We start from the raw sequence: 24,308 nt of genomic DNA on the forward strand, positions 1-24,308 counted from the left end.
CACCGTCGACATCGCGCACCCGGTCGGGCTACCGTTTCGACCATGGGGAGGACCAAGGGCCGGGGGCGGCGAACGGTCACGGTGCACCACGTACGAGCCGCGGTGCACGGCGCGCAGCGGCTCGGCGTCGACACCGCACCGCTGCTCCAGCGGGCCCGGATCCCGCCGCTGCTGCTCGGCGACGACCGGGCGCGTTTCTCCCCCGAGCAGTTCGCCCGGCTGGTCCGCGCCCTGCACCGGGCCACCGGGGACGAGTTCCTGGGGCTCGGATCCGCACGCAGCAGGCCCGGCACGTTCGCCATGATGTGCTACGCCTCGCTCGGCTGCCCCGACCTCGGCACCGCCCTGGAGCGCGGCGCGCGCTTCTACCGGCTCTTCCCCGGCGGGCCGCACCTGGTCCTGGAGCGCGGCGGGGACGAGGAGGCGGTGTTCGGCATCCACGGGCGGTTACGCACCCGCCAGGAGAGCCAGATCGTCGCCGAGTGGCTGATGCTCATCTGGCACCGGTTCGCGGGCTGGCTGATCGGACGCCGTATCCCGCTGCTGTGGACCCAGTTCGCCCACCCGGCGCCCCCGCACGCGGACGAGTACGAGCAACTGTTCGACTGCACCCCGTACTTCGGCGGTGACCGCACGGCGGCCGGATTCGAACCCCGCTGGCTGTCCGCGCCCGTGATCCAGGACGAGGCGTCCCTCCAGGCGCTGCTGCGCCGCGCGCCCGACGGGCTTCTCGGCCGCTCCGAGTACGGCACGACCGTCGCCCAGCAGGTGCGCCACGCGCTCGCCGGGGGCCTGCGGACCGGCGGCGGGCCGGGCGGCCGCCGCCCCGGGCGGCTGCCGGACCTGCGGGAGGTCGCGGCCCGGCTCGCGGTCAGCCCCGCGACGCTGCGCCGGCGGCTGGACGAGGAGGGCACCTCCTTCCAGCGGCTCAAGGACCAGGTGCGGCGGGACGCGGCGATCGGCAGCCTGCGCGCTACCGGTGAGCCGCTCGAGGAGCTGGCGGTGCGGCTGGGCTTCTCCGAAGGCGCCGCGTTCCACCGGGCGTTCCGGCGCTGGACGGGGATGACACCGGGCGCGTACCGGCTGACGTACGGCCGCACGGCCGAATGAGAGCCGGCGCATGAGAGCCGGCAGGTGAGAGCCGGCGAGTGAGAGCCGGCAGGTGAGAGCCGGCGAGTGAGACATGCCGGGTGAGACGCACCCGGTGAGACATAAGGCCAGCGAATCTGAGCGCTCCGGTCAGCAACAGACAAACCACACGTCTCTACGGTCCCCCACACAGCACCGCAGCACCATCCGCACCGTTGGGAGAGCCGTATGCGCACCCGCACCACCGTGCTCGCCACCCTCGCCGCCCTGACCCTGGCCGCCGCGCTGCCCACCGCACCACCGGCCATGGCCACGACCGACACCAACCGGACCGCCGACACCCAGGGCAGGCCCGGCGACATCGTCACCAAGTCCCCCACCTCGTTCCGCGCAGTGCCCGGCGCGCCGGTCACCACCCGCTCCTGGCACATCACCTACCGCTCGACCACCGCCCGGGGCGACGGCAACGTCGTCTCCGGCACCGTCATCGTCCCCGACGACGGCAAGACCGGCCCCCGTCCGCTCGTCACCTGGGGCATGGGCGCCGTCGGCCTCGCCGACGACTGCGCCGCCTCCGGCCGCTTCCCGCAGGGCACCAGCTCCGAGGGCCAGCTGATCGACCTCGCGCTGCGCCGCGGCTGGGCCGTCGCCGTCTCCGACTACGAGGGCCTGGGCACCCCGGAGGAACACACCTACACGGTCGGCCGGTCCGAGGGGCACGCCCTGCTGGACGCGGCGCGCGCCGCGCAGCGGCTCCCCGAGGCGGGCCTCTCACCGGACGGCCCGGTCGGGATCATGGGGTACTCGCAGGGCGGCCAGGCGGCCGGCTGGGCCGCCCAGCTGCGCTCCTCGTACGCGCCCGAGCTGCGCGTGAAGGGCACGGTCGCCGGGGGCGTCCCCGCCGATCTGCCCGCCACCCTGGAGTACAACGACGGCGGCGTGGGCGCCGGACTGGCCCTGATGGCGCTCGCCGGGCAGGACGCCGCCTTCCCCGAACTGGCGCTCGACTCCTACCTCAACCAGAAGGGCAAGGACGATGTCGCCTTCATGCGGAACAACTGCGTCTCGATCAGCACCATCGCCGGGCTCTTCCAGAACCTGTCCGACGTGACCGTCCGCGATCCGCTGGCCTCGCCGCTCTGGCAGCTCGCGCTGCGCACCTCCAAGCTGGGCGACGACGCCCCCGACCATCCGGTCTACCTCTACCACGGCCTCACGGACGAGCTGATCCCGTACCAGGTCGGTGCGGACCTGCGCACCCGGTGGTGCGAGCGGGGCACGCCGGTGGAGTGGAAGAGCTATCCGACCGACCATGTGACGACCGCGATCAGCGGGATCCCCCCGGCGCTGGCCTGGCTCGGCGCGCGGCTCGCCGACGAGCCGGCCGGCGGCAACTGCGGCACCTGAGCCATCGGCGCCCCGGGGGCCTCCGGTTCCCCCGGGAGGCCCCCGTGCGCATGCGGCACCCCGCGGCCCCTCGTACGTTGAAGCTCTCGGGCCTCACACGAACGAGGGGTTTGCGGACGTGGGTCGATGTCATGGCGCCCGTTTCGCCCGGCGGTGTATACGCGTCGCGGTGAGCGCGTCCCTGACCGCCGGGCTGTTCGCGGGGCTGCCCGCGCCCCCGGCGCTCGCCGCCGCCTGCCCGGACGACCCCAACACGATCGGATCGGTGGACGGTTCGGAGCTGACGTACAGCCTGCACACCAAGTACACCGCGGAGTGGGCGCGGGCCCGGGCCGACTGGAACGCCCTGGGCAAGGTCGACATCAAGCCGCACACCGGAGCGGCCTACGCGGACGTCGACGCGACCGACGTCGACCGTGCCGACATCGGCTGGTCGGGGCTGTGGGAATCCCATGAGCTGGGCTCCGACGACATCGTCCTCAACGACCACTTCCTCGGCTCGTACCCGGCCGACGTGAAGCGCGGCATCGTCACCCATGAGCTGGGCCACGCCCTCCGGCTGGGCCACCGTTCGGCCCGCGGCGCGGTCATGTACTGCAGCGACACCCGCACCGCCTTCGCCCCCGCCGCCGCCGACATCGCCGCGTACCGGGCCGTGTGGGGCTCATGAGCCTCCGTACCGGGACGATCGCACTGGCCACGGCCCTGGCGGCGGTGGGCGGCGCCGCACTGGCCTGGTTCGAGGTCCCCTACGGCAGTACGCACTACCACCCCACCTACGCGGTCCGGCTGGACACGCCGGGGCTGGCCGCGGGCTGGGCCGACGACGTCTTCGTCGGCAAGGTCACCGCCCGCGAGGGGGTGCGGCACACCGACGGCGACCGGCTGCTGTGGACGACGTACCGGGTCGAGGTCCAGTCCACCCTCAAGGGGAAGGTGGCCGGAAACGTACGGGTCGCCCAGGAGGGCGGCGACGACCCGCTGCGGCGGCAACGGATCGTCGTGGGCGACGCCCCGGCGCTGCTGCCCGGGCGGACGTACCTGCTGGCCACCCGGGTGGCGCCGGACGGCTGGCACACCGCCCCGTCCAACTTCCTGCCCCTTGACCTGGCGCCGGACAAGGCGGGCTCGGACAGCGGAACGGACCCGTCCGCGGCCTGGCGGGAGGGCGTCCGGCATCCGGCGTCCCAGCGGGATCTGCACCCCTCGGCGGTGTCCCGCGCGGCGGACCCGGCGGCGCTGTACGAGCGGGCGCGGATCGGCTGATCCGCGCCCGGGCCGTCAGAGCTGCTGGGCGGGCGACCAGCCCTGACCGCGCAGCAGGTTCCCGAGCCCGGCCCAGGCGAAGTTCATGAGGGTGGCCGCCGCCTCCTGGGCCGAGGGGCCGTCCCGGTCCGCCGCCTCGCCCGCCCAGTCCGCCAGCGACTCGGCCGCCCCGACCAGCGCGTGCGCGAGCCCGGACACCTCGGCGGCCGCCAGCCGCCGCTCCCGCGCGCCCTTCCGCGCCGCCGCCGCGATCAGCTGGGTCACGAACGTCACGATCTCCGCCCGCATCGCGGCTACTTCGTGCGCGTAAGGGTGCCCGTGCGTCCGCGCCTGGAGGTGCAGCAGCGCCCATCCGTCGGGGTGGCGTGCGGTGTGCGCGAAGAAGCCGCTCAGCCCGCTCCACAGCTGACGGTCCGCTGGGGCGCCCCGCTCGACCGCGCCCCGCACCGCGGCCACCAGCGCCGCCGCCTCGCGCCGGACACACGCGGCGAACAGCTCTTCCTTCGAGTTGAGGTACAGATAGACCAGCGGTTTCGACACCCCGGCCAGCTCGGCGATGTCGTCCATCGAGGCGTGGCTGTAACCGCGCCGCGCGAAGGCCCGCACCGCCGCGTCCAGCATCTGCTGCTCCCGCACCACCCGCGGTACGCGCTTGCTCCTCGTCGCCCCGCCCACGCGGACCGCCCCCTTACGACAGTGCCCCCGCACACTCTTACGACCATCAGCCTACGGCGGACCGGGACGAAGATCACGTGGTCGGCGCCCCACTCTTGTCACGGCACGCCGTCCCCTTCACAGTGTCAACAACACATGCGCAACGCCCCGTTCAGCTCCGCACGCACCGAAGCGAAGGAGATACGGACGATGCCCTCCCGCCGCCGCGCCGCCGCCGCTCTCGCCGCACTGGCCGCCGCGCCCCTGCTCCCCACCCCCGCCGAGGCCCGCTCCCGGCCCGCCGACCGCGCGCGCATCACCGCCGCCGAGCGCGTCAGCGAACGCGTCCTCGACCTGACGATCGACTCCCCCGCCCTCGCCCGCGACGGCCATGCCCGGGTCCTGCTGCCCCGCGACTACGACCGCAAGCCGCACCACCGCTGGCCGGTCCTCTACCTCCTGCACGGCTGCTGCGACCCCGGCCCGGGCTGGCAGGCCTGGACCCTCAACACCGACGTCGAGGGGCTGACCGCGTCCCTCCCCGCCCTGGTGGTGTCCCCGGAGGGCGGCCCCGCCGGGTTCTACTCGAACTGGTGGAACGGCGGCGCCTATGGCCCGCCCGCCTGGGAGACCTTCCACCTCGCCGAGCTGCGCCCGCTGCTGGAGCGCGCGCTGCGCGGCAACGGCCGCCGGGCGATCGCGGGCCTGTCCATGGGCGGCTTCGGCGCCCTGTCCTACGCGGCCCGCCACCCCCGCCTCTTCCGCGCCGCCGCGTCGTTCAGCGGCGTCGTCCACCCGCTGCGGGACCCGGCCGGCGTCCAGGGCATCGTGCAGCGGTACGGGGCCGACCCCACCGGCCTGTGGGGCGATCCCACGGCCCAGTCCGCCCTGTGGGCGGCCCACGACCCGTACACCCAGCTCACCCGGCTCCCCCGCGGCTACCCGGTGTACGTCTCCTGCGGCGACGGCAACCCCGGGCCGCTGGACCCCGCGGACCGTCCCGTCGACACCCTCGAACAGGGCCTCGGGCTGATGGCCCAGGACTACGTACGCCGCGCCCGGGCCCATGGCCTGGCCCTCACCGCCCACCTCTACGGCCCCGGCACCCACACCTGGCCGTACTGGGAGCGCGAACTGGGCCGTGCGCTACCCCTTCTCGCCACCGCCCTCGCCCGTCCCTGAGCCGGACCGGGGCACGTCCTCCCAGGCCACCAGGCGCGGCGACGCGGGCGGGTTCCCGACCTCGCGCCGCGCCCGGGCCGTGGCGGCCAGTTCGCCGCGCAGATCGGCGAGTTCGACCACGCGCCGCTCCCCGCGGCGGGCGACGGCCGCCGCGGCCGCGGCCATGACGACGTTGACGATGTCGCCACCGGCCATGCCCTCGGATTCCGCCGCCAGGATGTCGGCGGTGACCTCGGGGTGCAGCGGCAGTTCCTTCGGGAGGAGTTTCGTCCACAGATCGCGCCGTGCGGCGAGGTCGGGGAGTTCCAGCCGGATATGCGCCAGGATCCGCCGGACGAACGCCACGTCGTAGTTTTCCGGGAAGTTCGTCGTGAAGACGACGACACCGTCGAAATGGTCCAGTTCGGTGAGCATCACCGAGCGGGACACATTGACGCTGTGGTCGGCGCTCTGGGTGACCCGGCTCAGCCGCCGCCCGAGAATGGAGTCCGCCTCGTCGAAGATGAGCACGGCATCGCTCCGGCGGGCCTCGGCGAAACAGCGCACGATGTTCTTCGGCGTCTCCCCGACGTACCGGGATTCGATCTGGGCGTAGCCGACCCTGAGATACGGACGGCCGAGCCGGTGCGCGATGGCCTCCGCGCACGCGGACTTCCCCGTACCGGGCGGGCCGTGCAGGCTCACCACCGCGCCGCCCCGGTGCGGGGAGATCGCGGCCAGATTCCATTCCCTGAACAGCACGTCCCGGTGCGCGACCAGGTTCAGCGCGGTGTCGACACGTCTGCGCACCACCTCGGCGAGAACGAGATCGCCGAAGGTCCGCACGGGCTGTTCCACCCGGAAGTCGACGGCCTCCGGCGACCCCGGTTCCGGCGATTCCCCGCCGCGTTCGGCGGGTCCGGCTTTCGCGGTCACCGTCGCAGCCGTCGTTGTGGCCGCGCCGCCGTGCCCGTCGGTGAACGTCCAGCGCCGCGGCACCGAGTTGCGTCCCTCGTCCATTCACTGCCCCCCGTATCAGTGGATGTCAGCCCGCCACGGTCCAGCGGCGGCTGACCTCGTCGATTTCCTGGCGGATGAACTCCGCGCGGACACCGTCGGGAATGTCGTCCCAGTCGGTGACGGTCTCGGCCACCAGGGCGCTTTGGGGATTGGCGAAGGCGCAGCGGACGATGGTGTGCGCGTCCGACCGCCCGGTCGCGGGCCTGATGAACACGACCTCCACCTCGCGCACTTCGGATACGAGCCGGGCGTACAGTCCGGCGGATCCGGAGCCGAGAACGGCGGCCCGGATGTCATCGGGGCGCGCGTCCAAGCACGCCGCCCACTCCTCGGCCAGGGCGCCCAGCACGACGGCGGTGAGCCGGCCGCCCCGCTCCCGCCCGGCGGGCCGCGGCCACCGCCGCGACACGACCAGGGCCGCAGCCACCACCATGACGCCGACGCCCGTCCACCACCACAGCGACATCTGCCCGTTTCTTCCTGTGCGGGTCATTCTTCGAGTTCCTGGTCGCGCATCCTGGTCACGTCCATGCGATAACCGCCCCCGTCGCCCGCCAGCAGCGACTGACGGTATTTCTCGGGAAGGTCGTCCCAGGCGACGTCCTCCTCGACCACGATCCGCTTGACCGGCGCGTCACCGCGCAGCTGGTTCTTCATCAGCGCGGTCATGCGCCGGACATAGGTATTCGGGGCCAGCCCCTTCTCGAACTCGATGACCTGTTCGAGCAGATAGGACCGCAGCTGTTTCCAGGCCGCCTTCACATTTCCGCGGATCGCGGTGGCGTACTTGTCCAACGCGGTGAACGCGAGCCTCACCGTGTCGGACATCCAGGGAATGTGCTCGGCCACCCAAGGGAAAAGCTGATCCCGGGCCCAGACCATGATCCGGTTCCACATGGCCAGCCCGATGGCCATGATGATCAAGGGAATGAAGAAGGCCATCAGGCCCTCCCCAGCGGAAGGCTCAAGGTGACGCCCTCGTCGCCGTCACGAATGATCCGCGCGCGCACTTCCTCGGGAATGTCGCCCCAGTCGATCTCCTGCTTGATGCGCTTGCGCCGCACCTTCTGCCGGTCGGCGCCGTACAGCATCTCGATGATCCGCACCCCCGTGTCCCCGGGCCGGGCCCGGTATTCGACGGTCACCGTGACGATCTCCCGGCGGATCGTCTCGATCACCGACCGCTTCGCCCGGGGCAGTTCCGGCCGGATGGCCGACCCGTGCGGCTCACCGCACAGCTCCACCAGCGCGCTGAAGACATCGCTCGACGGCAGCCCCAGAACGGGCTCGCACTCCTCGGCGAGGATCCCGTACACGACGATCGAGTCGGATTCCGGCGGGGCCTCCAGGGCCGCGATCACGACATCGATCATCTTCAGGATGTGGCGGAGCGCGATTTTGCCGACAACGCCCCGATCGGCGCCCGGTTTCGGCAGGACGGCCTTGTCCGCCATCTCCCGGAGCGCTTTTTCGATCATGTCGCGCGCGGAGCGCAGCGATTTCCCCGCCGTGGTGTCAGGCATGCGCGTTTCCCCCCGTTACAACCGCATGTACACGAAGCACATATTAGCGTCGTAACACCAGATAACACATACCGTGAAAGGAACTGACAGAAATACAGCACCCTTTGATCGAAGGGGGACCCTCTCCTATCACTGAGGCACCCGGACGTCACCTGAGCCTCCCTACTTAGGCGCCCTCCGCCTCCGCACGGATGTGGCGGCCCGGTCCGGCGCCATAGCTTCCGGTCATGCCCACATCCCGCCAGCACGCCCCCCGGTCCGACCCACCACAGCTGGAACTGGGCCCGACGCCCGAATCCGAGGTCGCCAGCGCTCGCAGCGCGGTCACATCGGTCCTGGTCGTGCTGCTCGTCCTGGTCCTGTGCGGAGTGTGCGCGGTCCTCTACCTGAGCTGGTCGGTGGAGCGTGACATCGAGGCCCACGACGGCAGCATCGATGTGACCGGCGAAAACCCGGAGCGTGACGGGATTCTGCAGCCGTACGAGAACGGGGTGGACGTGACCTTCGGCACGCCTCGGCGAGTCCGCCCGGTCCCGGGTGACGACTACCACCAGCCCGGTGACCTCACGTACACATACACCCTCTTGATCGTCAACGGCAGCGGCAAGGTCCTCGACCTCGCCGGCAGCGACCTCTACGAGAGCCTCTACGAAGGACAGTCCCTGCCCGACGGCTCGATCGTGTACGGCACCTGGAAGGTCGACGGCATGAAGCGCGAAGCCCTGCCCGACCGCCTCGCCGACGACGAGCGCATGGAGGCCACGGTGCGCGTCAACGTCCCGCCCCGCACCCCGTTCCTCAACTCCGACCTGAGCATCGCCGACGGCTACGAAACGATCTACATGAAGCTCGGCCTCGACGCATAGCACGGCGCCACGGCCGCACGAAGGATTACGCGAAGGCCAACCGACGCTCCAGCTCGTCCACCCCGATGCGACAGTCCAGGTTCACTCGTCGGCATCCGGGCTGTTCCCGCTCTCCTCAGCCGCCAGCTGCCGGGCAAGGGCATTGAAGGCGTGCACGTACTGATTGGCCGCCTTCAAGTCCGCAGCATCAGGCTTCACGACCCAGGACTGGGCTGCCCCGTTGCCGAACACGACATCGATGGCCGCAGCACCCTTGTTCTTGCGGCCCGTCGCCAAAGCCGAAGCCGCCTACGTCCAGCACACGCAGTTCGACACCAGCGTCGCCACGCTGCGCGCGATGGGGGTGCGCGTGCTGTACGGGGAAGGCGGATTCGTACCCAACAAGCCCGGCCAGGGCCGACCGGAGGACTATCCGTGGCACCTGGCCCTGGACGAAGCCGTATCAGCCCTACGGCGGCGTGACAGCAGTCAGACATGAGCTGGTGGCCACCAAGGCACCGAGGCTCACCACAGACGATCAGCCCACCCGCAGCACATCGCCCCCGCTCTCTGCCGAGAGCGGGGGCGATGTCGAGGCAGTACGGGGCGACTGTCGCTACGCGGTGGCCAGCTGACGCTCCGGCTCAGCGGCCGCCTCGTCGCGGTCGTCCAGCGGCGAGGAGGTGGCGTGGGTGTAGGCGTCGTGGTCGAGGATCTTCTCGCGGGCCGAGACCACGACCGGCACCAGGGCCTGTCCGGCGACGTTGGTGGCCGTCCGCATCATGTCCAGGACCGGGTCGATCGCCATCAGCAGGCCGACGCCCTCCAGCGGGAGGCCGAGGGTGGAGAGGGTCAGGGTGAGCATGACCGTCGCACCCGTGAGACCGGCCGTGGCGGCGGACCCGATGACCGAGACGAAGGCGATCAGCAGGTAGTCACCGACACCGAGGTGCACACCGAAGATCTCGGCGATGAAGATCGCCGCGAGCGCCGGGTAGATGGAGGCGCAGCCGTCCATCTTGGTGGTCGAGCCGAAGGGCACCGCGAAGGACGCGTACTCCTTGGGCACGCCCAGGCGTTCGGTGACCTTCTGGGTGAGCGGCATGGTGCCGACCGAGGAGCGGGAGACGAAGGCCAGCTGGATCGCGGGCCAGGCGCCCTTGAAGAAGCTCAGCGGGTTGACCTTGGCGACGGTCGCCAGCAGCAGCGGGTAGACGCCGAACATCACCAGCGCGCAGCCGATGTAGACGTCGGCGGTGAAGGTCGCGTACTTGCTGATGAGGTTCCAGCCGTACTCGGCGATGGCGGAGCCGATGAGCCCCAGGCTGCCCAGCGGGGCGAGGCGGATGACCCACCACAGGGCCTTCTGCAGCAGCTCCAGCACCGACTGGCTCAGGGTGAGGATCGACTGCGCCTTCTCGCCGAGCTGCAGGGCGGCGACGCCCGCGACGGCGGCCATGAAGACGATCTGCAACACCTGCAGATCGGTGAACGGCGTGATGACGTCCGTCGGCACGATGCCCGTGAGGAAGTCCAGCCAGGACCCGGCGTGGTCCGGCTTGGCGCCGTCCTTCGCGGTCAGGCCGGTGCCCGCGCCCGGGTTGGTGAGCAGGCCGATGGCCAGGCCGATGGCGACCGCGATGAGCGAGGTGGCCATGAACCACAGCAGCGTGCGGGTGGCCAGCCGGGCGGCGTTGCTGACGTTCCGCAGGTTCGTGATCGATATCAGGATCGCGAAGAAGACCAGCGGGGCGACGGCGAGCTTCAGCAGCTGGACGAAGATCGAGCCGATCTTGTCGAGCGTGGTGACCAGCCAGCCGACGTCGCCGTTGCGGGCGACCCAGCCGAGCACCACACCGAGGACGAGACCCAGCAGGATCTGCGCCCAGAACGGCACCTTGGGCAGGCGGAAGGACGACGTCCGGCCGGACGTCTCGGGGAGGGACGACAACGGACACACTCCGGGGGAGGTAAGAAGGGCGAGAGAAAGCCAGGAGTCCGTACGGGATCTCCGGCCGCTGTACGAGAGGGGTCAGCGGCGTTGACAGGCCGCGGACCGGCAGCGGCAAAGATCGATGTGCAGGCGCGCCACGAGCGGAACGCTCGCTGCGTTACGGGGCGCGGCTGCTGTCTTCATGACAAGTACATTAACACCGTGTCTTTGGGGAGCCCAAAGAAAATCTTTGACGTATCGGACCGGCCAGGGCCCCCGTCGAGATGGCCGGAAACAGCTCAACGCCCCCTGGGCCAGCGGCTGCTGGCCCAGGGGGCGCCGGAAACGTGTGCGGGGTGTGAGGAGCCTTACACGCCGTCCTACGCGCTGTTCCGCGCGCCGGCCCGTGCGCCGTCCTGCGTGCCGTCCTCCTGGCTCTGGCTCGCCGCCAGCCGCTCCTTGGCCCGGTCCACGCGCTCGGCGACCTGCACCGCCATGGCCTCGCGCTGCTTGCGCAGCAGGACGAAGCTGAGCGGGGCGGACACGACCAGCGCGAGCAGGACGACCCAGAACAGGTTGGAGGCGCCGAGGCCGGCGGGGACCACGCGGAAGTAGACCAGGCCCCACATGATCAGAAAGCAGCCGGCGAAGATCCCCAGGCGCATGCTGGTGTAGCGGAACGTGGCGCTCGGCTTGAGAGACACGGCGAGGTCCTCTTTCTGCTGGAAGTTCCTGCCCTCCCAGTGAATCACGTCCGGTTTCTGATCAATTCAGCGGTAGCCGGTTCGGCGGCGCTCAGGTCAGCGGCAGCCACATGGTGATGTCGTCGCGGAAGTCGTCGTCCGCGACCTTGATCGCCCCCGGCACCCGGCCGACCTCCTTGTAGCCGCACCCGGCGTAGAACCGGTCCACCCCGGTGCCGCCCCGGCAGGTGAGCCGTATCCCCCGGATGCCGTCCATCCCGCGCGCGGCCTCCTCGGCGGCGGCCATCAGGTCGCGGCCGTAGCCCTTGCCCTGGTGGGAGGGGTGCACCATCACGCTGTAGAGCCAGCACCAGTGCCGCATCAGCCGGTGGGTGTTGAGGGTGAAGAAGGCGGTCGCGGCCGCCGCGCCGGTCTCGTCCCGGCCGACGAGCAGCCGGGTGCGCCCCTCGGCCATCGCGGTCAGGTGCTTGATCAGCTCGGGCCGTACGTCCTCCGTGGTCACCGGCGGTACGAAGCCGACCGCCCCGCCCGCGTTCGAGACGTCGGCCCAGAGGGTACGGATCGAGTCGAGCAGCTCAGGGGTGGTCTCGGGGTCGAGGTCGAACGTCAGCGGCATGCGGACGACGATATCCGAGCAGTTGTCCGAGTCCTCAGCCCAGGGCCTCCGCCACGACCCGCAGGTCCGACACCAGCCCCTGGTAGACCGCCTCGCGGTCGTCGGCCCGCAGCACGGCGGACGGGTGGATCGTGGCGACCATCTCGTGGTCGTCCAGCGCCGGGCACGGCAGCAGCATCCCGCGCTGCTCGGTCACCCGGAACGACGGCCCCAGCAGCGCCTTCCCGGCGGTCGCGCCGAGCGCCACGATCATCTCGGGGTCGATCGCCGCCACCTCCGCGACCAGCCAGGGGCGGCAGGCGGTCATCTCGCGCAGGCTCGGCGGTTTGTGAATGCGCCGCTTGCCGCGCTCGGGGACGACCGTGAACTTGAAGTGCTTGACGGCGTTCGTGATGTACGTCTCGTCCGGGTCCACCCCGGCCTCGTCCAGCGCCCGGGTCAGCACCCTGCCCGCGGGCCCGACGAACGGCTTGCCCTGCCGGTCCTCCTGGTCGCCGGGCTGCTCGCCGACGAGGATGACGCGGGCGTCCGGGGCGCCCGCGCCGAACACGGTCTGGGTGGCCTCGCGGTGCAGCGGACAGCCGTGGCATCCGGCGGCCGCCTCCCGGAGCGCGTCCAGACCGGCGCCGCCGGGCACGAAGGGCTCGGCCGTGTACGCGTCCTCCGGGGCGGTACGGGCGCTCATGGCCCCCGGGTACCCGCCGCGCCGCCCCTCAGACGGTGGACCTCACACCCGCATCGGCTGCGGCGACTCGCGCCGGGCCGGGTCCGGGCCCTCGTACTCGCGGATGGTCTCGTACCGGGTGTTCCGCTCCACCGGGCGGAAGCCCGCGTCCCGGATCAGGTCCAGCAGATCGTCGCGGGTCAGCTTGTTCGGCGTGCCGTAGTTGTCCGCGTCGTGCGTGATCTTGTACTCGACGACCGAGCCGTCCATGTCGTCCGCGCCGTGGTTGAGGGCGAGCTGCGCGGTCTGCACCCCGTGCATCACCCAGAAGACCTTGACGTGCGGAACGTTGTCGAACAGCAGCCGGGAGACCGCGAAGGTCTTCAGCGCCTCCGCGCCGGTCGCCATGGAGGTGCGCGCCTGCAGCCGGTTGCGGATCTTGCCGTCCTGCATGTCCACGAAGTCGTGCTGGTAGCGCAGCGGGATGAAGACCTGGAAGCCGCCGGTCTCGTCCTGCAGCTCACGCAGCCGCAGCACGTGGTCCACCCGGTGCCGGGGCTCCTCGATGTGCCCGTACAGCATGGTGCACGGGGTCTTGAGCCCCTTCTCGTGCGCCAGCCGGTGGATGCGCGACCAGTCCTCCCAGTGGGTGTCGTGGTCGACGATGTGCTGCCGGACCTCCCAGTCGAAGATCTCCGCGCCGCCACCGGTCAGCGACTCCAGACCAGCGTCGATCAGCTCGTCCAGGATCTCGGACGCGGACATCCCGGAGATCTTCTCGAAGTGGTGGATCTCGGTGGCGGTGAAGGCCTTCAGCGACACCTCGGCGGGCAGCGCCTCCTTGAGCGCCTTCAGCGACCGCGGGTAGTAGCGCCAGGGCAGGGTGGGGTGCAGTCCGTTGACGATGTGCAGCTCGGTGAGCTTGTCGTTCTCCATCGCCTTGGCGAGGCGGACGGCCTCCTCGATGCGCATCGTGTACGCGTCCTTCTCCCCCGGCTTGCGCTGGAAGGAGCAGTAGGCGCAGGACGCGGTGCACACGTTCGTCATGTTGAGATGACGGTTGACGTTGAAGTGGACGACGTCGCCGTTCTTGCGGGTGCGCACCTCGTGGGCGAGCCCGCCCAGCCAGGCCAGGTCGTCGGACTCGTACAGGGCGAGGCCGTCCTCACGGGTGAGCCGCTCGCCCGCGAGAACCTTCTGCTCCAACTCCCGCTTGAAACCCGCATCGTGTGTCGCTGCGCTCATGCGACGGCCGCCTCCCATACGTCTGGCCCTACGTCGTCGTGCCGGTGTCGGCCTCCGCCGAGACTACGCCTCGGTGTCCTCGGGAAGTTCGCCGACCCGGTTCTCCCACTTCGTGGACAGCACGATCGTGCTACGCGTCCGGGAGACGCCCTTGGTGCCGGACAGTCTGCGGATCGTGCGCTCCAGACCGTCCACGTCCGAGGCGCGCACCTTGAGCATGTACGAGTCGTCGCCCGCGATGAACCAGCAGTCCTCGATCTCGGGGAGGTCGCGCAGCCGGTGCGCCAACTCCTCGTGATCGGTGGCGTCGGAGAGCTGGATGCCGATCAGGGCGGTGACGCCGAGCCCGAGGGAGGCCGCGTCCACGGTCGCGCGATAGCCGGTGATCACCCCGGCCGCCTCCAGGCGGTTGATCCGGTCCGTGACGCTGGGCCCGGAGAGGCCGACGAGCCTGCCCAGCTCCGCGTACGAGGCCCTGCCATTCTCCCGCAGGGCCTGGATGAGCTGCCTGTCCACCGCGTCCATATGCCGTGCGCCTTCCATTATTCAGGGTTAGAGCGTCATTACATGTAGAATCTAAGGCATCAGGACCACAAGTCCTGCAAATCCTCTAGGCGTTCGGCCTGTTACCTCAGGAGATGAGAACTCACCGTGTACACGATCGAAGGTCTTGAAGCCCGCATGCTGGAGCTGCGGGAACTGGCCGGCCGCTCGCGTGCCGTGGTCCGCACCCCCGACCGTCCCGTGTCCCGCACGGCCCGCCGCGCGGCCGTCGTCGCGGCCCGCGCCGCCCGCGCCAGGAAGCGCTGGACGCGCTAGGAGACGAGCACCTAGCCGCTCTCCGGTCCCCGGTCTCCACCGAGTTCCCCCTCCCACCGGCGGTACAGCTTGTGCGGCACCCCCGCCGCGTCCAGCACCCGCCCCGCGACGAAGTCCACCAGATCCTGGATGTGCGTCGCCCCCGCGTAGAACGCCGGCGAGGCGGGCAGCACCACGGCGCCCGCCTCGTCCAGCGTCACCAGATGCCGCAGCGTCTGCCCGTTCAGCGGGGTCTCCCGCACCGTCACCACGAGCGGGCGCCGCTCCTTGAGCGTCACGCTCGCGGCCCGCTGCAGCAGATCCTTCGACAGCCCCAGCGCGACCCCCGCCACACACGCGGTGCTCGCGGGGACGATCAGCATCCCCTTGACGGTGTAACTGCCCGATGACGGCCCGGCGGCCAGATCCCCGGCCGCCCAGTGCCGTACATCCGCCGATTCCACGGGTACGTCGAAGGCGTCGCGCGTACCGTCCGCGCCGCGCGCCAGCCAGCGGCGCAGATCCTCCCGCCAGTGCGCGTCCCGGAAGCCGATCCCCGTCTCGTCCAGCAGCGTCAGCCGCGAGGAGCGGCTGATGACGAGGTCGACGGCCTCCCCCGCGTGCAGCAGCGCGCGCAGCACCGAGGCGGCGTACGGCGTCCCGGACGCGCCGGACACACCGACCACCCAGGGCCGGCGTCTGCTCACTTCTTCGTGCGGCCTGTTCGGCCCGTGCGGCGGCTCCACACACCGAGCCTATCCGGCGGGTCTCACGGGCCGAGGCCCCGCACCACCAGGTCGAGCAGAGCGCAGCAGAAGAGGGCGATTCCGATGAAGCCGTTCACCGTGAAGAAGGCGCGGTTCAGGCGGGAGAGATCGTCCGGGCGCACGATCGTGTGCTCATACGCGAACGCCGCCGCCACGATCACCAGCCCCAGCCAGAAGAAGACCCCGGCGCCGGTGGCCAGCGCGTACCAGACCAGCAGCAGCGTGGTGATCACATGGCAGGCGCGCGCCCCGTGGAGCGCCCCCGCGATGCCGAAACGCGCCGGTACCGACCGCACCCCGTGCGCCCGGTCGGCGGCCACGTCCTGGCAGGCGTAGATCAGGTCGAACCCGCCGATCCAGATGCCGATCGCGAGGCCCAGGATCACCGCGTCCCACGACCACTCCCCGGTGACCCCGATCCAGGCCCCGATCGGGCCCATGGCCTGGGCGAGGCCCAGGATGGCGTGCGGGAAGTCGGTGAACCGCTTGCCGTACGGATAGACCACCATCGGGACGACCGCGACCGGCGCCAGCGCCAGGCACAGCGGGTTGAGCAGCGCGGCGGCGCCCAGGAAGACGACGAGCGCGACCAGCGCCCCGGTCCAGGCGGTGCGCACCGAGACCGCGCCGGTGACCAGCTCGCGGGAGGCGGTCCGGGGGTTCCGCGCGTCGATCTCGCGGTCGATGATCCGGTTGGCGGCCATCGCGAAGGTGCGCAGCCCCACCATCGCGACCGTGATCAGCAGCAGCTTGATCCAGTGGACGCCGCCGTCCCACAGCTGCATCGCGGTCAGCGCGGCGGTGTACGCGAAGGGCAGCGCGAAGACGGAATGCTCGATCATCACCAGGCGCAGGAACGACCTGGTCCGGCCGGGCTGCGGTACGGCGGCGGCAGCGGAGGTCACAGTCCGTATTCCTTCCAGCGTCGGGTCACCCGATCGGCTACCTCCGGATCGGACTCGACCATGTGCGGCCAGCCGCCGTCGCGCGTGTAGCCCTCCTCGGGCCACTTGGCGGTGGCGTCGATGCCCGCCTTGCCGCCCCAGAACTGCTGGTACGAGGCGTGGTCGAGATGGTCGACCGGGCCCTCGACCACGGTCAGATCGCGGGCGTAGTCGGTGTTCCCCAGCGCGCGCCAGGACACCTCGTGCAGATCGTGTACGTCACAGTCCGCGTCGACTACGACGATCAGCTTGGTCAGCGACATCATGTGGGCACCCCAGATGGCGTGCATGACCTTCTGCGCGTGCTTGGGGTACTTCTTGTCGATCGAGACGATCGCACAGTTGTGGAAGCCGCCGGACTCGGGGAGGTGGTAGTCCACGATGTCCGGGATGATGATCTTGAGGAGCGGGAGGAAGAACCGCTCGGTCGCCCGTCCCAGCGGCCCGTCCTCGGTCGGCGGACGGCCCACCACGATCGACTGCAGCAGCGGCCGGGACCGCATCGTCACACAGTCGATGGTCAGCGCCGGGAACGGCTCCTGGGGCGTGTAGAAGCCGGTGTGGTCGCCGAACGGCCCCTCCGGCAGCATCTCCCCGGGCTCCAGCCAGCCCTCGATGACGACCTCGGCGGCGGCCGGGACCTGGAGCGGCACCGTCTTGCAGTCGACCATCTCGATCCGCCGGCCCTGCACGAACCCCGCGAACAGGTACTCGTCGATGTCGCCGGGGAGCGGGGCGGTCGACGCGTACGTCACGGCGGGCGGCGCGCCGAAGGCGATCGCGACCGGCAGCCTCTCCCCGCGCCGGGCCGCCACCTGGTAGTGGTTGCGGCTGTCCTTGTGGATCTGCCAGTGCATGCCGATGGTGCGGCGGTCATGGCGCTGGAGGCGGTAGAGGCCGAGGTTGCGCACCCCGGTCTCCGGATGCTTGGTGTGGGTCAGGCCGAGGTTGAAGAAGGAGCCGCCGTCCTCGGGCCAGGTGAACAGTGCCGGAAGCGCGTCGAGATCGACGTCGTCGCCGGTCAGCACGGTCTCCTGGACCGGCGCCTCCTTCACCTTCTTCGGCGGCACGTGCGCCATGGAGCCGAGCTTCCCGAACGCCTCGCGCAGCCCGCCGAAGCCCTGCGGCAGCTCGGGCTTGACCAGCCCGCCGATCTTCTCGCTGATCTCGTCGTACGAGCGCAGGCCCAGGGCCTTGAGGAGCCGGCGATCCGTGCCGAACACGTTCATGGCCAGCGGCATCGCCGCGCCCTTGACGTTCTCGAAGAGCAGCGCGGGACCGCCCGCCTTGTTGACGCGGTCGACGATCTCGCCGATCTCCAGATACGGATCGACTTCGGCCTTGACGCGCTTGAGGTCGCCTTCCCTGTCGAGCGCCCGCAGAAAGGAACGAAGATCGTCATAAGCCATGCGTCCCAGTATCCGGTACGCACTACCCTGGTCCCGTAACTGGGGCCCGCGTGAACCGGCCCCGAACACCACACGCAGGGGGATCGCCTCATGCTCCGGGTGCTGATGATCCTGGTGCCGCTGGCACTCAGCATCTACGCGTTCATCGACTGCATCACCACCGAAGAGCAGGACGTCCGCTATATCCCCAAGCCGCTCTGGGCGATCCTCGTACTGCTGTTCCCGGTGGTGGGCTCGATCTCCTGGCTGCTGGTGGGAGGCAAGCGGGCCACGACGGCCGAGGCGCGGCGCGAGTGGGTCGCACCGGACGACAACCCGGAGTTCCTGAAGTCCCTGGGGGACGCGCCGAAGTCCCCGGATGACGCTCCGGAGGCACGCGGCGCGGAGGCGCCCGAGGGCCGCAACGAGGAGCTGCTCAAGAGCTGGGAGGCGGATCTGCGCCGCCGCGAGGAGGAGCTGCGCCGCAAGGGCGGCGAGGGCGGTCCTGACGACAGCACGCCGCCCACGGCGTCCTGAGACGGCGCGGGCGGCGAGGGCGTCGGGGGCTGAACGCCGGGGTCAGACTCCGGCGTAGGAGTGCTTGCCGGTGATGAAGATGTTGACGCCGTAGTAGTTGAACAGGTAGCAGGCGAAGGCGATCAGCGCGAGGTACGCGGCCTTGCGGCCCTTCCAGCCCGCGGTGGCCCGGGCGTGCAGGTAGCAGGCGTAGGCGACCCAGGTGATGAACGACCAGACCTCCTTGGGGTCCCAGCCCCAGTAACGGCCCCAGGCGGCCTCGGCCCAGATCGCGCCCGCGATGATCGTGAAGGTCCACAGCGGGAAGACCGTGGCGTTGATGCGGTACGCGAACTTGTCCAGCGACGCCGCCGACGGCACCCGCGCCAGCACGGACTTGACGCCCTGGCGGAACTGCTTGCCCTCCGGGTTCTCCAGCTGCGCCTCGTACCGGTCGCGGAAGAGGTAGAGCAGCGTGGAGACGGCTCCCATGTACAGCGCGGCGCCGGAGATGATCGCGCAGCTGACGTGGATCCACAGCCAGTACGAGTGCAGGGCCGGAACCAATTGGTCGCTGTCGGTGTACAAGACAGAGACAGCGAGTCCGAGGTCGAGGAGGACCGTGGTGACCAGGGGCAGACCGATCCAGCGCACGTTCTTCTTCAGCGCGAGCAGCACGAGGTATGTGGCGACCGCGACCATGGCGAAGGTCGTGGAGAACTCGTACATGTTGCCCCAGGGCGCGCGCTCCACGGACAGCGCGCGGGTGAGGACACCACCGGCATGAGTGAGGAACGCCAGCACGGTGAGGCCCACCGCGATCCGGCCGTAGACATCGCCCTGCTCGGTGCCGCCCGCGGCGCCCGGCCCGTCCGGGACGTCGCGGCTGCCCGCGGCGGACCGGGTGATGACCTTCGGGCGCTCCAGCACGGCGGTGCCGCCGCCCTTCTCGGCGGTCCGCACCGTGACCGAGGCGCGGTTGGCGGCCCCGGTCTCGGTGGTGAGCGCGGCGGCGGTGCGGCCCACGGCGCTGCGGCTGCCGAAGACCCACTCGGCGATATGGGCGAGGAAGGCGAGGGTGTAGATCGCCATCGCCGTGTAGATCAGCACATTGCTGTAATGGGCGAGATTCTCGTTGACTGCGGCCGCGAGGTTCACGCGCTCGCTCCTTCTGCGGGATCTGCGGAGTGTGCAGGCTCTTCGGTGTCTCCGGGGGTCGACGCGGCCTTCGGGCCGTCCTCATCAGGGCCGTCTTCCGGTTCTGCCGAGGGGGGCGCGTCCGTCTGCAGCCGGACGGCCAGATCACCCAGCTCCTCAGGGAGCTTGGCGTATTCGCTGCGGCCGAGCCCGGCCATCTCGACGACGGTCGCGCCGTCCGAGCCCTTCACCGCCCGGACCCAGATCCGGCGGCGCTGGATGAACAGCGAGCCGACCAGGCCCACCAGGGCGCCCACGGCGCCCAGCAGGGCGGTCTGGTCACCCGGCTTGTGCGAGACCTGGAAGCTGGCCCAGCTCTTGACGCCGTCGAAGGTCAGCGAGCCCTCGCCGCCCGGCAGCTTCATCGTGTCGCCGGGCGCGAGCGCCCGGGCGAACTTGGTCTTCCCGTCGGACTCCCGGTACTGCTTCATCCGCGACTTGTCGAGCTGGTACACGCTCTGCGGGGTACCGCCGTCGATGCCGAGGCTGCCGTGGTAAGCCGTCAGCACCAGTGCCGGATTGTCCAGCGCCGGGAACTGGGAGAACATGCCCTTGCTGCGCACCCAGGTCGGCAGGAACTGCCCCTGGTACGCGACCTGGTCACGCTTGCCGTTCTTGTCGCGGTAGTCACCGAGCTTGATCACCATGCTCTCGGTGAGGTTGGCCCCGTCGATCGGCAGCCCGACCACCGGCCCCTTGTGGACCACGTTGCCCTGGCCGTCCCGGACCGTGACGACCGGCGAGTAGCCGTGGTTCAGCAGGAAGACCTTGTAGTTCTGGATCTCCAGCGGCTCGTTCACCTTGATCGAGGTCTTGCGGGCGGACCCGTCCACCCCGTCCCAGTAGGTGACATCGGCACGGAAGGTGCGCGGCGTGCGCATCTGGGGGCCGCTGCGCTCGTAGGTCGCGTGGAAGCGGTCCAGCTGGAAGCTGAAGGGCGCCAGGTCGTCGCTCTTGAACAGCTGCCCCGTCTTGATGTCGTCGTACTGGGTCAGGCTGTTGGAGAAGCCGCCGCCCTCGGTGATCAGGCTGCTGCCCTCGGTCTTCCACAGCTGGCCCGCGGCGAAGGAGACCAGCAGCACGATCAGCGCGGTGTGGAACAGCAGATTGCCGACCTCACGCAGGTAGCCCTTCTCGGCGGCGACCGCGTTCCCCGCGATCCGGCTCCGGAAGCGCCTCCGCTTCATGATCCGCTGCGCGGCTTCCAGCACCTTCTCCGGCTCGGCGTCGCTGCGCCAGGTGGTGTACGCGGGAAGCCGGGTGAGCCGGCGCGGGGCGGCCGGCGGGAGGCCGCGCAGCTGGCCCACGAACTGCCAGGTGCGCGGCACGATGCAGCCGATGAGCGAGATGAACAGCAGGATGTAGATCGCCGAGAACCACACCGAGCTGTAGACGTGGAAGAGCTGGAGCTTCTCGTAGACCGGGGTGAGCGTCGGGTGCTTGTCCTTGAAGTCCTGGACCTTGAGCTGGTCGATGCTGGTCTGCGGGATCAGCGAGCCCGGGATCGAGCCCAGCGAGAGCAGGAAGAGCAGCAGCAGCGCGACCCGCATCGAGGTCAGCTGCCGCCAGAACCACCTGGCCCAGCCGAGCGGCCCCAGCGAGGGGACGCTGACCTCCTCGGCGGGCGCGGTGGAAAGCTGCGAGCCCGCGGCGCCCAGCTCGCGCTCCTCGGCGCCCGCGCCGCCGTCGGCCGTCTGCTCGGCCGCGTTCTCGGCCGCCTTCCCGGCCGCGGAGTCGGTATCGGTGGTGGACATGGATCAGATCCCAACGTTGAAGCCCTGAGCCCAGCTCTGCGTGTCGCTCATGATGCTGTCCCAGACACCTGTGAGCAGCAGCACCCCCAGGGCGATGAGCAGACCGCCGCCGGTCCGCATCACCCACACGTAGTGCTGCTTGACCCAAGCGAAGGCGCCCAGCGCGCGCCGGTAGGCCACCGCGACGGCGACGAACGGCAGCCCGAGCCCGACGCAGTACGCGACGGTCAGCAGAGCGCCGCGACCGGCGCTCCCCTCATTGAACGCCAGCGCCTGGACGGCGGTGAGGGTGGGCCCCAGGCACGGCGTCCAGCCCACGCCGAACAGGGCGCCCAGCACGGGCGCGCCCGCCAGCCCCATCGTGGGCGTGATGTGAAAGCGGAACTCCCGCTGGCCGAAGCCCTTCAGCAGCCCCATGAAGGCCAGGCCCATCAGGATCGTGACGGCCCCGAGGATCTTGGAGAGGGTCTCCTTGTGCTCCTGGAGGGTCCAGCCGAAGTGGCCGAAGAGGGCGCCACCGGAGACGAAGACGGCCGTGAAGCCGAGCACGAAGAGCGAGGCACCCGCGACCATCCGGCCGCGTCTGGCCTCCGCCAGATCCGTACCGGTGATCCCGGTGACGTACGACATGTAGCCCGGCACCAGGGGCAGCACACAAGGGGAGAAGAAGGAGACCAGTCCGCCGAGGACGGCGATCGGCAGCGCGAGCAGCAGCGCGCCGGTCATCACGGTCTCATTCGCGCCTGCGGCGGCGAGCGTAGTCACAAGAGGTCACTTCTCCGCGATGAGCGGGTCGACCATCTTGCGCATGCTGTCCTCGCTGAGCGGGGTGAGCGCCCGGGCCGCGATCTTGCCGTTCCGGTCCAGCACGATGGTCGACGGGATGGCCTGCGGGTTGAGGCTCCCCTTGGGGAAGCGCAGCATCAGCTTGCCGATCGGGTCGTACAGGCTCGGGTACTCGACCTTGAACGCCTTCTCGAACCTGAGCGCGGGGGCTCGGTTGCCGTCACGCGTGTTGATCCCGATGAACTGGACGCCCTTGGCCTTGGTGTCCTTGGCGACCTTCGCGAGGTTCGGGGCCTCGGCCCGGCAGGGCGCGCACCAGGAACCCCATACGTTCAGGACGACGATCTTGCCCTTGTAGTCGGCCACGTCGAGCGGCTTGCCCTCGAGAGTCTTGCCGGACAGCTCGGGAGCGTCCTGGCGGTCCTTCTTGGGCACGGTGTCGACGCCGCCCTTGCCCTGCACGAACTTGGTATCGGCCGAGCCGCCCGAGGTGCCACCGCTACCACAGGCGGAGAGGGACAGCGCGGCAACCGCGGCCCCGGTGGCCAGCACGGTTGCGCGACGGAAGGTCGCGAGGCGCCGAGGGGCGCGGCAGGCACTCATGTGAAAAGTTTCGCATGGCCCTTTTGGGGATCTTCCCCACCCCCCTCGGCACCTCCCCGACCCCGGCATCACGAACCCGGACGCCGGGGGCACCGCCGGTCCGGGGCGGGGCGGTCAGCGGCCGCTCGCGCTCCACGCCTCGCCCACACCGAACCGCTGAAGATCCGCGAGCACCGCCGGGTCCTGCGCGTCCATCCAGTCCGTGAGCTGTTTGAAGGACACCAGCCGCACGTCCTTGTGCTTCTCGTCGGCCATGTGCTTCAGCGCTTCCTCGACGGCGTCCATATAGATGCCGCCGTTCCACTTCTCGAAGTGGTTGCCGATGAAGAACGGGGCGCGATTGGTCTCGTACGCCCGCTGGAAACCGGCTATGTAGGCGTCGGTGGCCTGCTTGCGCCAGCCCGGGTAGTTGGCGGGCGGCGCATTGGTGGAATTCCGCGACTGGTTGGCCAGGATGTTGTAATCCATCGACAGCACTTCGAAGGAATGGCCGGGGAAGGGAATCTGCTGCAGCGGATAGTCCCACAGCCCCTGCTTCTTCGACGGCCACACCTGGCGGCCGCCGGGCGAACTCGCGTCATAGCGCCAGCCGAGCTTGCGGGCGGTCGGCAGCAGATTCTGCTGTCCCAGCAGACAGGGGGTGCGCCCGCCGACCAGTTCCTCGCGATAATCGAAGGGCAGCGGATCGACGTCCTTGAATCCGGTGTTCGTACGCCACTGCGTGACGAACGACACGGCCTGCTCGACCTCGGACTCCCACTGGGCGGACGTCCAGTCGGCGACGCTGCCGCGGCCGGAGCAGAAGTGACCGTTGAAGTGGGTCCCTATCTCATGCCCCTCCAGCCAGGCCAGACGCACGTTCCGCAGCGTCGCCTTGATGTGGTCGTCGGAGAGATAGCCGATGTCGGAGGCGCCCACCGGGTTGTTCGGCGGCTTGTAGAGCGACTTCTTCGACTCCGGCAGGCAGTAAAGGCCGGAGAGGAAGAACGTCATGGTCGCGCCGTGATCCTTGGCGAGCTTCCGGAAACGCGGGAAGAGGCCGTTGCCGACCTCTCCCGCGCCGTCCCAGGAGAACACCACGAACTGCGGCGGCTTCTGCCCCCGCTCAAGACGCTCCGGCTTGGGATCCTTCGGCCGGCTCACCCCACGGGAAGTTGAACCATCACCTATCGGCTTTGCCTGCGCCGTCCTCTTCGGCGCTGCCTTACCCGACCCCGATGACGAGCAGCCGACAGCGGTCAGTGACGCGACCGCCCCCATACCAAGACCGAGGATCCCCCTCCGGCTGACCTCACGCATAGCGTCCTCAATTCGCACTCGCCGTACTGGTTGTCCGGGCACGGACGACCTTTGAGATGGCGAGACGAATAGCGGGGTTCCGAACGGACGCGCTCAATTACAGTCCCGGCACAATAGCCCGGGATCGAT

At 70.1% G+C, this 24,308-nt stretch carries 28 protein-coding genes; 9 read left to right on the forward strand and 19 right to left on the reverse strand.

Annotation, left to right across the window (positions count from 1 at the left end; genetic code table 11):
- Positions 1-42 precede the first annotated feature (42 nt).
- The 4 genes from ACFZCY_RS13360 to ACFZCY_RS13375 all read left to right on the forward strand — a co-directional run bounded on the left by ACFZCY_RS13360 (position 43) and on the right by ACFZCY_RS13375 (position 3,762).
- Complete coding sequence (locus ACFZCY_RS13360) at positions 43-1,110, forward strand: AraC family transcriptional regulator ligand-binding domain-containing protein (protein ID WP_391171975.1); 1,068 nt, start codon at positions 43-45, stop codon at positions 1,108-1,110.
- A 207-nt stretch (positions 1,111-1,317) separates the two neighbouring features.
- A complete protein-coding gene (locus ACFZCY_RS13365; RefSeq protein WP_391171977.1) occupies positions 1,318-2,496 on the forward strand; it encodes a lipase family protein in 1,179 nt (392 codons plus the stop codon).
- 169 nt (positions 2,497-2,665) lie between these two features.
- Positions 2,666-3,166, forward strand: a complete 501-nt coding sequence (locus ACFZCY_RS13370; protein ID WP_391171979.1) for a hypothetical protein — start codon at positions 2,666-2,668, stop codon at positions 3,164-3,166.
- Positions 3,163-3,762, forward strand: a complete 600-nt coding sequence (locus ACFZCY_RS13375) for a hypothetical protein (protein ID WP_391171981.1) — start codon at positions 3,163-3,165, stop codon at positions 3,760-3,762. Before ACFZCY_RS13370 ends, ACFZCY_RS13375 begins: the two co-directional genes overlap by 4 nt.
- Before the next feature lie 15 nt (positions 3,763-3,777).
- Here ACFZCY_RS13375 and ACFZCY_RS13380 read toward each other — a convergent pair whose 3' ends face one another.
- The gene (locus tag ACFZCY_RS13380) at positions 3,778-4,383 is read right to left on the reverse strand and encodes a TetR family transcriptional regulator (protein WP_391172145.1); all 606 of its coding nucleotides are present in this window, start codon (positions 4,381-4,383) and stop codon (positions 3,778-3,780) included.
- A 243-nt stretch (positions 4,384-4,626) separates the two neighbouring features.
- On the opposite strand from ACFZCY_RS13380, the gene ACFZCY_RS13385 reads away from it, so the two are divergent.
- Entirely contained in the window at positions 4,627-5,598 is a 972-nt protein-coding gene (locus tag ACFZCY_RS13385) for an alpha/beta hydrolase-fold protein (protein WP_391171983.1), read from the forward strand.
- Here the strand turns inward: ACFZCY_RS13385 and ACFZCY_RS13390 are convergent.
- From ACFZCY_RS13390 to ACFZCY_RS13405, 4 genes are read right to left on the reverse strand one after another with little or no spacing between them, the layout of a single operon-like run.
- Positions 5,563-6,597, reverse strand: coding sequence for an AAA family ATPase (locus tag ACFZCY_RS13390; RefSeq protein WP_391171985.1), 1,035 nt, complete (start codon positions 6,595-6,597; stop codon positions 5,563-5,565). The genes ACFZCY_RS13385 and ACFZCY_RS13390 overlap by 36 nt on opposite strands.
- 25 nt (positions 6,598-6,622) lie before the next feature.
- Complete coding sequence (locus tag ACFZCY_RS13395; protein ID WP_391171987.1) at positions 6,623-7,090, reverse strand: hypothetical protein; 468 nt, start codon at positions 7,088-7,090, stop codon at positions 6,623-6,625.
- A complete protein-coding gene (locus ACFZCY_RS13400) occupies positions 7,087-7,539 on the reverse strand; it encodes a hypothetical protein (protein WP_391171989.1) in 453 nt (150 codons plus the stop codon). Before ACFZCY_RS13400 ends, ACFZCY_RS13395 begins: the two co-directional genes overlap by 4 nt.
- Positions 7,539-8,120, reverse strand: coding sequence for a hypothetical protein (locus ACFZCY_RS13405; protein ID WP_391171991.1), 582 nt, complete (start codon positions 8,118-8,120; stop codon positions 7,539-7,541). The genes ACFZCY_RS13400 and ACFZCY_RS13405 overlap by 1 nt, the downstream gene beginning before the upstream one ends.
- A 227-nt stretch (positions 8,121-8,347) precedes the next feature.
- On the opposite strand from ACFZCY_RS13405, the gene ACFZCY_RS13410 reads away from it, so the two are divergent.
- Positions 8,348-8,986 (forward strand): hypothetical protein, encoded by a 639-nt coding sequence (locus ACFZCY_RS13410; protein WP_391171993.1) that lies wholly within the window; start codon positions 8,348-8,350, stop codon positions 8,984-8,986.
- A gap of 163 nt (positions 8,987-9,149) precedes the next feature.
- The gene (locus tag ACFZCY_RS13415) at positions 9,150-9,464 is read left to right on the forward strand and encodes a hypothetical protein (RefSeq protein ID WP_391171995.1); all 315 of its coding nucleotides are present in this window, start codon (positions 9,150-9,152) and stop codon (positions 9,462-9,464) included.
- 117 nt (positions 9,465-9,581) lie between these two features.
- Here ACFZCY_RS13415 and ACFZCY_RS13420 read toward each other — a convergent pair whose 3' ends face one another.
- The 6 genes from ACFZCY_RS13420 to ACFZCY_RS13445 form a co-directional block, all read right to left on the reverse strand.
- Entirely contained in the window at positions 9,582-10,925 is a 1,344-nt protein-coding gene (locus ACFZCY_RS13420) for a cation:dicarboxylate symporter family transporter (RefSeq protein WP_391171997.1), read from the reverse strand.
- A 353-nt stretch (positions 10,926-11,278) separates the two neighbouring features.
- The gene (locus ACFZCY_RS13425; RefSeq protein ID WP_391171999.1) at positions 11,279-11,602 is read right to left on the reverse strand and encodes a DUF4229 domain-containing protein; all 324 of its coding nucleotides are present in this window, start codon (positions 11,600-11,602) and stop codon (positions 11,279-11,281) included.
- 91 nt (positions 11,603-11,693) lie between these two features.
- On the reverse strand, positions 11,694-12,218 hold the full coding sequence (locus ACFZCY_RS13430; RefSeq protein WP_391172002.1) for a GNAT family N-acetyltransferase: 525 nt from the start codon (positions 12,216-12,218) through the stop codon (positions 11,694-11,696).
- A 34-nt stretch (positions 12,219-12,252) separates the two neighbouring features.
- Positions 12,253-12,903: a UdgX family uracil-DNA binding protein gene (locus tag ACFZCY_RS13435; protein ID WP_391172004.1), complete on the reverse strand. Its 651-nt coding sequence runs from the start codon at positions 12,901-12,903 to the stop codon at positions 12,253-12,255.
- Between the two features lie 42 nt (positions 12,904-12,945).
- The gene (mqnE, locus tag ACFZCY_RS13440; RefSeq protein ID WP_361485113.1) at positions 12,946-14,127 is read right to left on the reverse strand and encodes an aminofutalosine synthase MqnE; all 1,182 of its coding nucleotides are present in this window, start codon (positions 14,125-14,127) and stop codon (positions 12,946-12,948) included.
- 63 nt (positions 14,128-14,190) lie between these two features.
- Complete coding sequence (locus tag ACFZCY_RS13445) at positions 14,191-14,652, reverse strand: Lrp/AsnC ligand binding domain-containing protein (RefSeq protein ID WP_391172007.1); 462 nt, start codon at positions 14,650-14,652, stop codon at positions 14,191-14,193.
- Between the two features lie 126 nt (positions 14,653-14,778).
- On the opposite strand from ACFZCY_RS13445, the gene ACFZCY_RS13450 reads away from it, so the two are divergent.
- A complete protein-coding gene (locus ACFZCY_RS13450; protein WP_184503272.1) occupies positions 14,779-14,946 on the forward strand; it encodes a hypothetical protein in 168 nt (55 codons plus the stop codon).
- Positions 14,947-14,957: 11 nt separating this feature from the next.
- Here the strand turns inward: ACFZCY_RS13450 and ACFZCY_RS13455 are convergent, their stop codons facing one another.
- From ACFZCY_RS13455 to ACFZCY_RS13465, 3 genes are all read right to left on the reverse strand, one after another.
- Complete coding sequence (locus tag ACFZCY_RS13455) at positions 14,958-15,632, reverse strand: UbiX family flavin prenyltransferase (RefSeq protein ID WP_391172010.1); 675 nt, start codon at positions 15,630-15,632, stop codon at positions 14,958-14,960.
- A 62-nt stretch (positions 15,633-15,694) separates the two neighbouring features.
- The gene (gene mqnP / locus ACFZCY_RS13460) at positions 15,695-16,597 is read right to left on the reverse strand and encodes a menaquinone biosynthesis prenyltransferase MqnP (protein ID WP_361485119.1); all 903 of its coding nucleotides are present in this window, start codon (positions 16,595-16,597) and stop codon (positions 15,695-15,697) included.
- On the reverse strand, positions 16,594-18,045 hold the full coding sequence (locus ACFZCY_RS13465) for a menaquinone biosynthesis decarboxylase (RefSeq protein WP_391172013.1): 1,452 nt from the start codon (positions 18,043-18,045) through the stop codon (positions 16,594-16,596). The genes mqnP and ACFZCY_RS13465 overlap by 4 nt, the downstream gene beginning before the upstream one ends.
- A gap of 90 nt (positions 18,046-18,135) precedes the next feature.
- On the opposite strand from ACFZCY_RS13465, the gene ACFZCY_RS13470 reads away from it, so the two are divergent.
- Positions 18,136-18,561, forward strand: a complete 426-nt coding sequence (locus ACFZCY_RS13470) for a PLDc N-terminal domain-containing protein (protein WP_391172016.1) — start codon at positions 18,136-18,138, stop codon at positions 18,559-18,561.
- A 42-nt stretch (positions 18,562-18,603) separates the two neighbouring features.
- Here ACFZCY_RS13470 and ccsB read toward each other — a convergent pair whose 3' ends face one another.
- From ccsB to ACFZCY_RS13495, 5 genes are all read right to left on the reverse strand, one after another.
- Positions 18,604-19,698, reverse strand: coding sequence for a c-type cytochrome biogenesis protein CcsB (gene ccsB / locus ACFZCY_RS13475; RefSeq protein WP_361485125.1), 1,095 nt, complete (start codon positions 19,696-19,698; stop codon positions 18,604-18,606).
- On the reverse strand, positions 19,695-21,491 hold the full coding sequence (locus tag ACFZCY_RS13480) for a cytochrome c biogenesis protein ResB (protein ID WP_391172019.1): 1,797 nt from the start codon (positions 21,489-21,491) through the stop codon (positions 19,695-19,697). The genes ccsB and ACFZCY_RS13480 overlap by 4 nt, the downstream gene beginning before the upstream one ends.
- A gap of 3 nt (positions 21,492-21,494) precedes the next feature.
- On the reverse strand, positions 21,495-22,217 hold the full coding sequence (locus tag ACFZCY_RS13485) for a cytochrome c biogenesis protein CcdA (protein ID WP_391172021.1): 723 nt from the start codon (positions 22,215-22,217) through the stop codon (positions 21,495-21,497).
- Between the two features lie 45 nt (positions 22,218-22,262).
- Entirely contained in the window at positions 22,263-22,880 is a 618-nt protein-coding gene (locus tag ACFZCY_RS13490; protein ID WP_391172023.1) for a redoxin domain-containing protein, read from the reverse strand.
- A gap of 114 nt (positions 22,881-22,994) precedes the next feature.
- Positions 22,995-24,179 carry a hypothetical protein gene (locus tag ACFZCY_RS13495; RefSeq protein WP_391172025.1) on the reverse strand — a complete coding sequence of 395 codons (1,185 nt, stop codon included), beginning with the start codon at positions 24,177-24,179 and terminating at the stop codon, positions 22,995-22,997.
- Positions 24,180-24,308: the final 129 nt, after the last annotated feature.

The sequence above is a fragment of the Streptomyces sp. NPDC007983 genome (genome assembly GCF_042958345.1).
GTDB lineage: Bacteria > Actinomycetota > Actinomycetes > Streptomycetales > Streptomycetaceae > Streptomyces.

Excerpts from the sequence above, each read along its gene's own strand:
- ACFZCY_RS13390 (WP_391171985.1), bottom strand. The coding sequence starts at position 6,597 with ATGGACGAGGGACGCAACTCGGTGCCGCGGCGCTGGACGTTCACCGAC.
- ACFZCY_RS13485 (WP_391172021.1), bottom strand. The coding sequence starts at position 22,217 with ATGACCGGCGCGCTGCTGCTCGCGCTGCCGATCGCCGTCCTCGGCGGA.
- ACFZCY_RS13400 (WP_391171989.1), bottom strand. The coding sequence starts at position 7,539 with ATGGCCTTCTTCATTCCCTTGATCATCATGGCCATCGGGCTGGCCATG.
- ACFZCY_RS13365 (WP_391171977.1), top strand. The coding sequence starts at position 1,318 with ATGCGCACCCGCACCACCGTGCTCGCCACCCTCGCCGCCCTGACCCTG.
- ACFZCY_RS13490 (WP_391172023.1), bottom strand. The coding sequence starts at position 22,880 with ATGAGTGCCTGCCGCGCCCCTCGGCGCCTCGCGACCTTCCGTCGCGCA.
- ACFZCY_RS13465 (WP_391172013.1), bottom strand. The coding sequence starts at position 18,045 with ATGGCTTATGACGATCTTCGTTCCTTTCTGCGGGCGCTCGACAGGGAA.
- ACFZCY_RS13445 (WP_391172007.1), bottom strand. The coding sequence starts at position 14,652 with ATGGACGCGGTGGACAGGCAGCTCATCCAGGCCCTGCGGGAGAATGGC.
- ACFZCY_RS13385 (WP_391171983.1), top strand. The coding sequence starts at position 4,627 with ATGCCCTCCCGCCGCCGCGCCGCCGCCGCTCTCGCCGCACTGGCCGCC.
- ACFZCY_RS13495 (WP_391172025.1), bottom strand. The coding sequence starts at position 24,179 with ATGCGTGAGGTCAGCCGGAGGGGGATCCTCGGTCTTGGTATGGGGGCG.
- ACFZCY_RS13430 (WP_391172002.1), bottom strand. The coding sequence starts at position 12,218 with ATGCCGCTGACGTTCGACCTCGACCCCGAGACCACCCCTGAGCTGCTC.
- mqnE (WP_361485113.1), bottom strand. The coding sequence starts at position 14,127 with ATGAGCGCAGCGACACACGATGCGGGTTTCAAGCGGGAGTTGGAGCAG.
- ACFZCY_RS13435 (WP_391172004.1), bottom strand. The coding sequence starts at position 12,903 with ATGAGCGCCCGTACCGCCCCGGAGGACGCGTACACGGCCGAGCCCTTC.
- ACFZCY_RS13470 (WP_391172016.1), top strand. The coding sequence starts at position 18,136 with ATGCTCCGGGTGCTGATGATCCTGGTGCCGCTGGCACTCAGCATCTAC.
- ACFZCY_RS13405 (WP_391171991.1), bottom strand. The coding sequence starts at position 8,120 with ATGCCTGACACCACGGCGGGGAAATCGCTGCGCTCCGCGCGCGACATG.
- ACFZCY_RS13360 (WP_391171975.1), top strand. The coding sequence starts at position 43 with ATGGGGAGGACCAAGGGCCGGGGGCGGCGAACGGTCACGGTGCACCAC.
- ACFZCY_RS13395 (WP_391171987.1), bottom strand. The coding sequence starts at position 7,090 with ATGACCCGCACAGGAAGAAACGGGCAGATGTCGCTGTGGTGGTGGACG.
- ACFZCY_RS13375 (WP_391171981.1), top strand. The coding sequence starts at position 3,163 with ATGAGCCTCCGTACCGGGACGATCGCACTGGCCACGGCCCTGGCGGCG.
- ACFZCY_RS13480 (WP_391172019.1), bottom strand. The coding sequence starts at position 21,491 with ATGTCCACCACCGATACCGACTCCGCGGCCGGGAAGGCGGCCGAGAAC.
- ACFZCY_RS13410 (WP_391171993.1), top strand. The coding sequence starts at position 8,348 with ATGCCCACATCCCGCCAGCACGCCCCCCGGTCCGACCCACCACAGCTG.
- ACFZCY_RS13380 (WP_391172145.1), bottom strand. The coding sequence starts at position 4,383 with ATGCTGGACGCGGCGGTGCGGGCCTTCGCGCGGCGCGGTTACAGCCAC.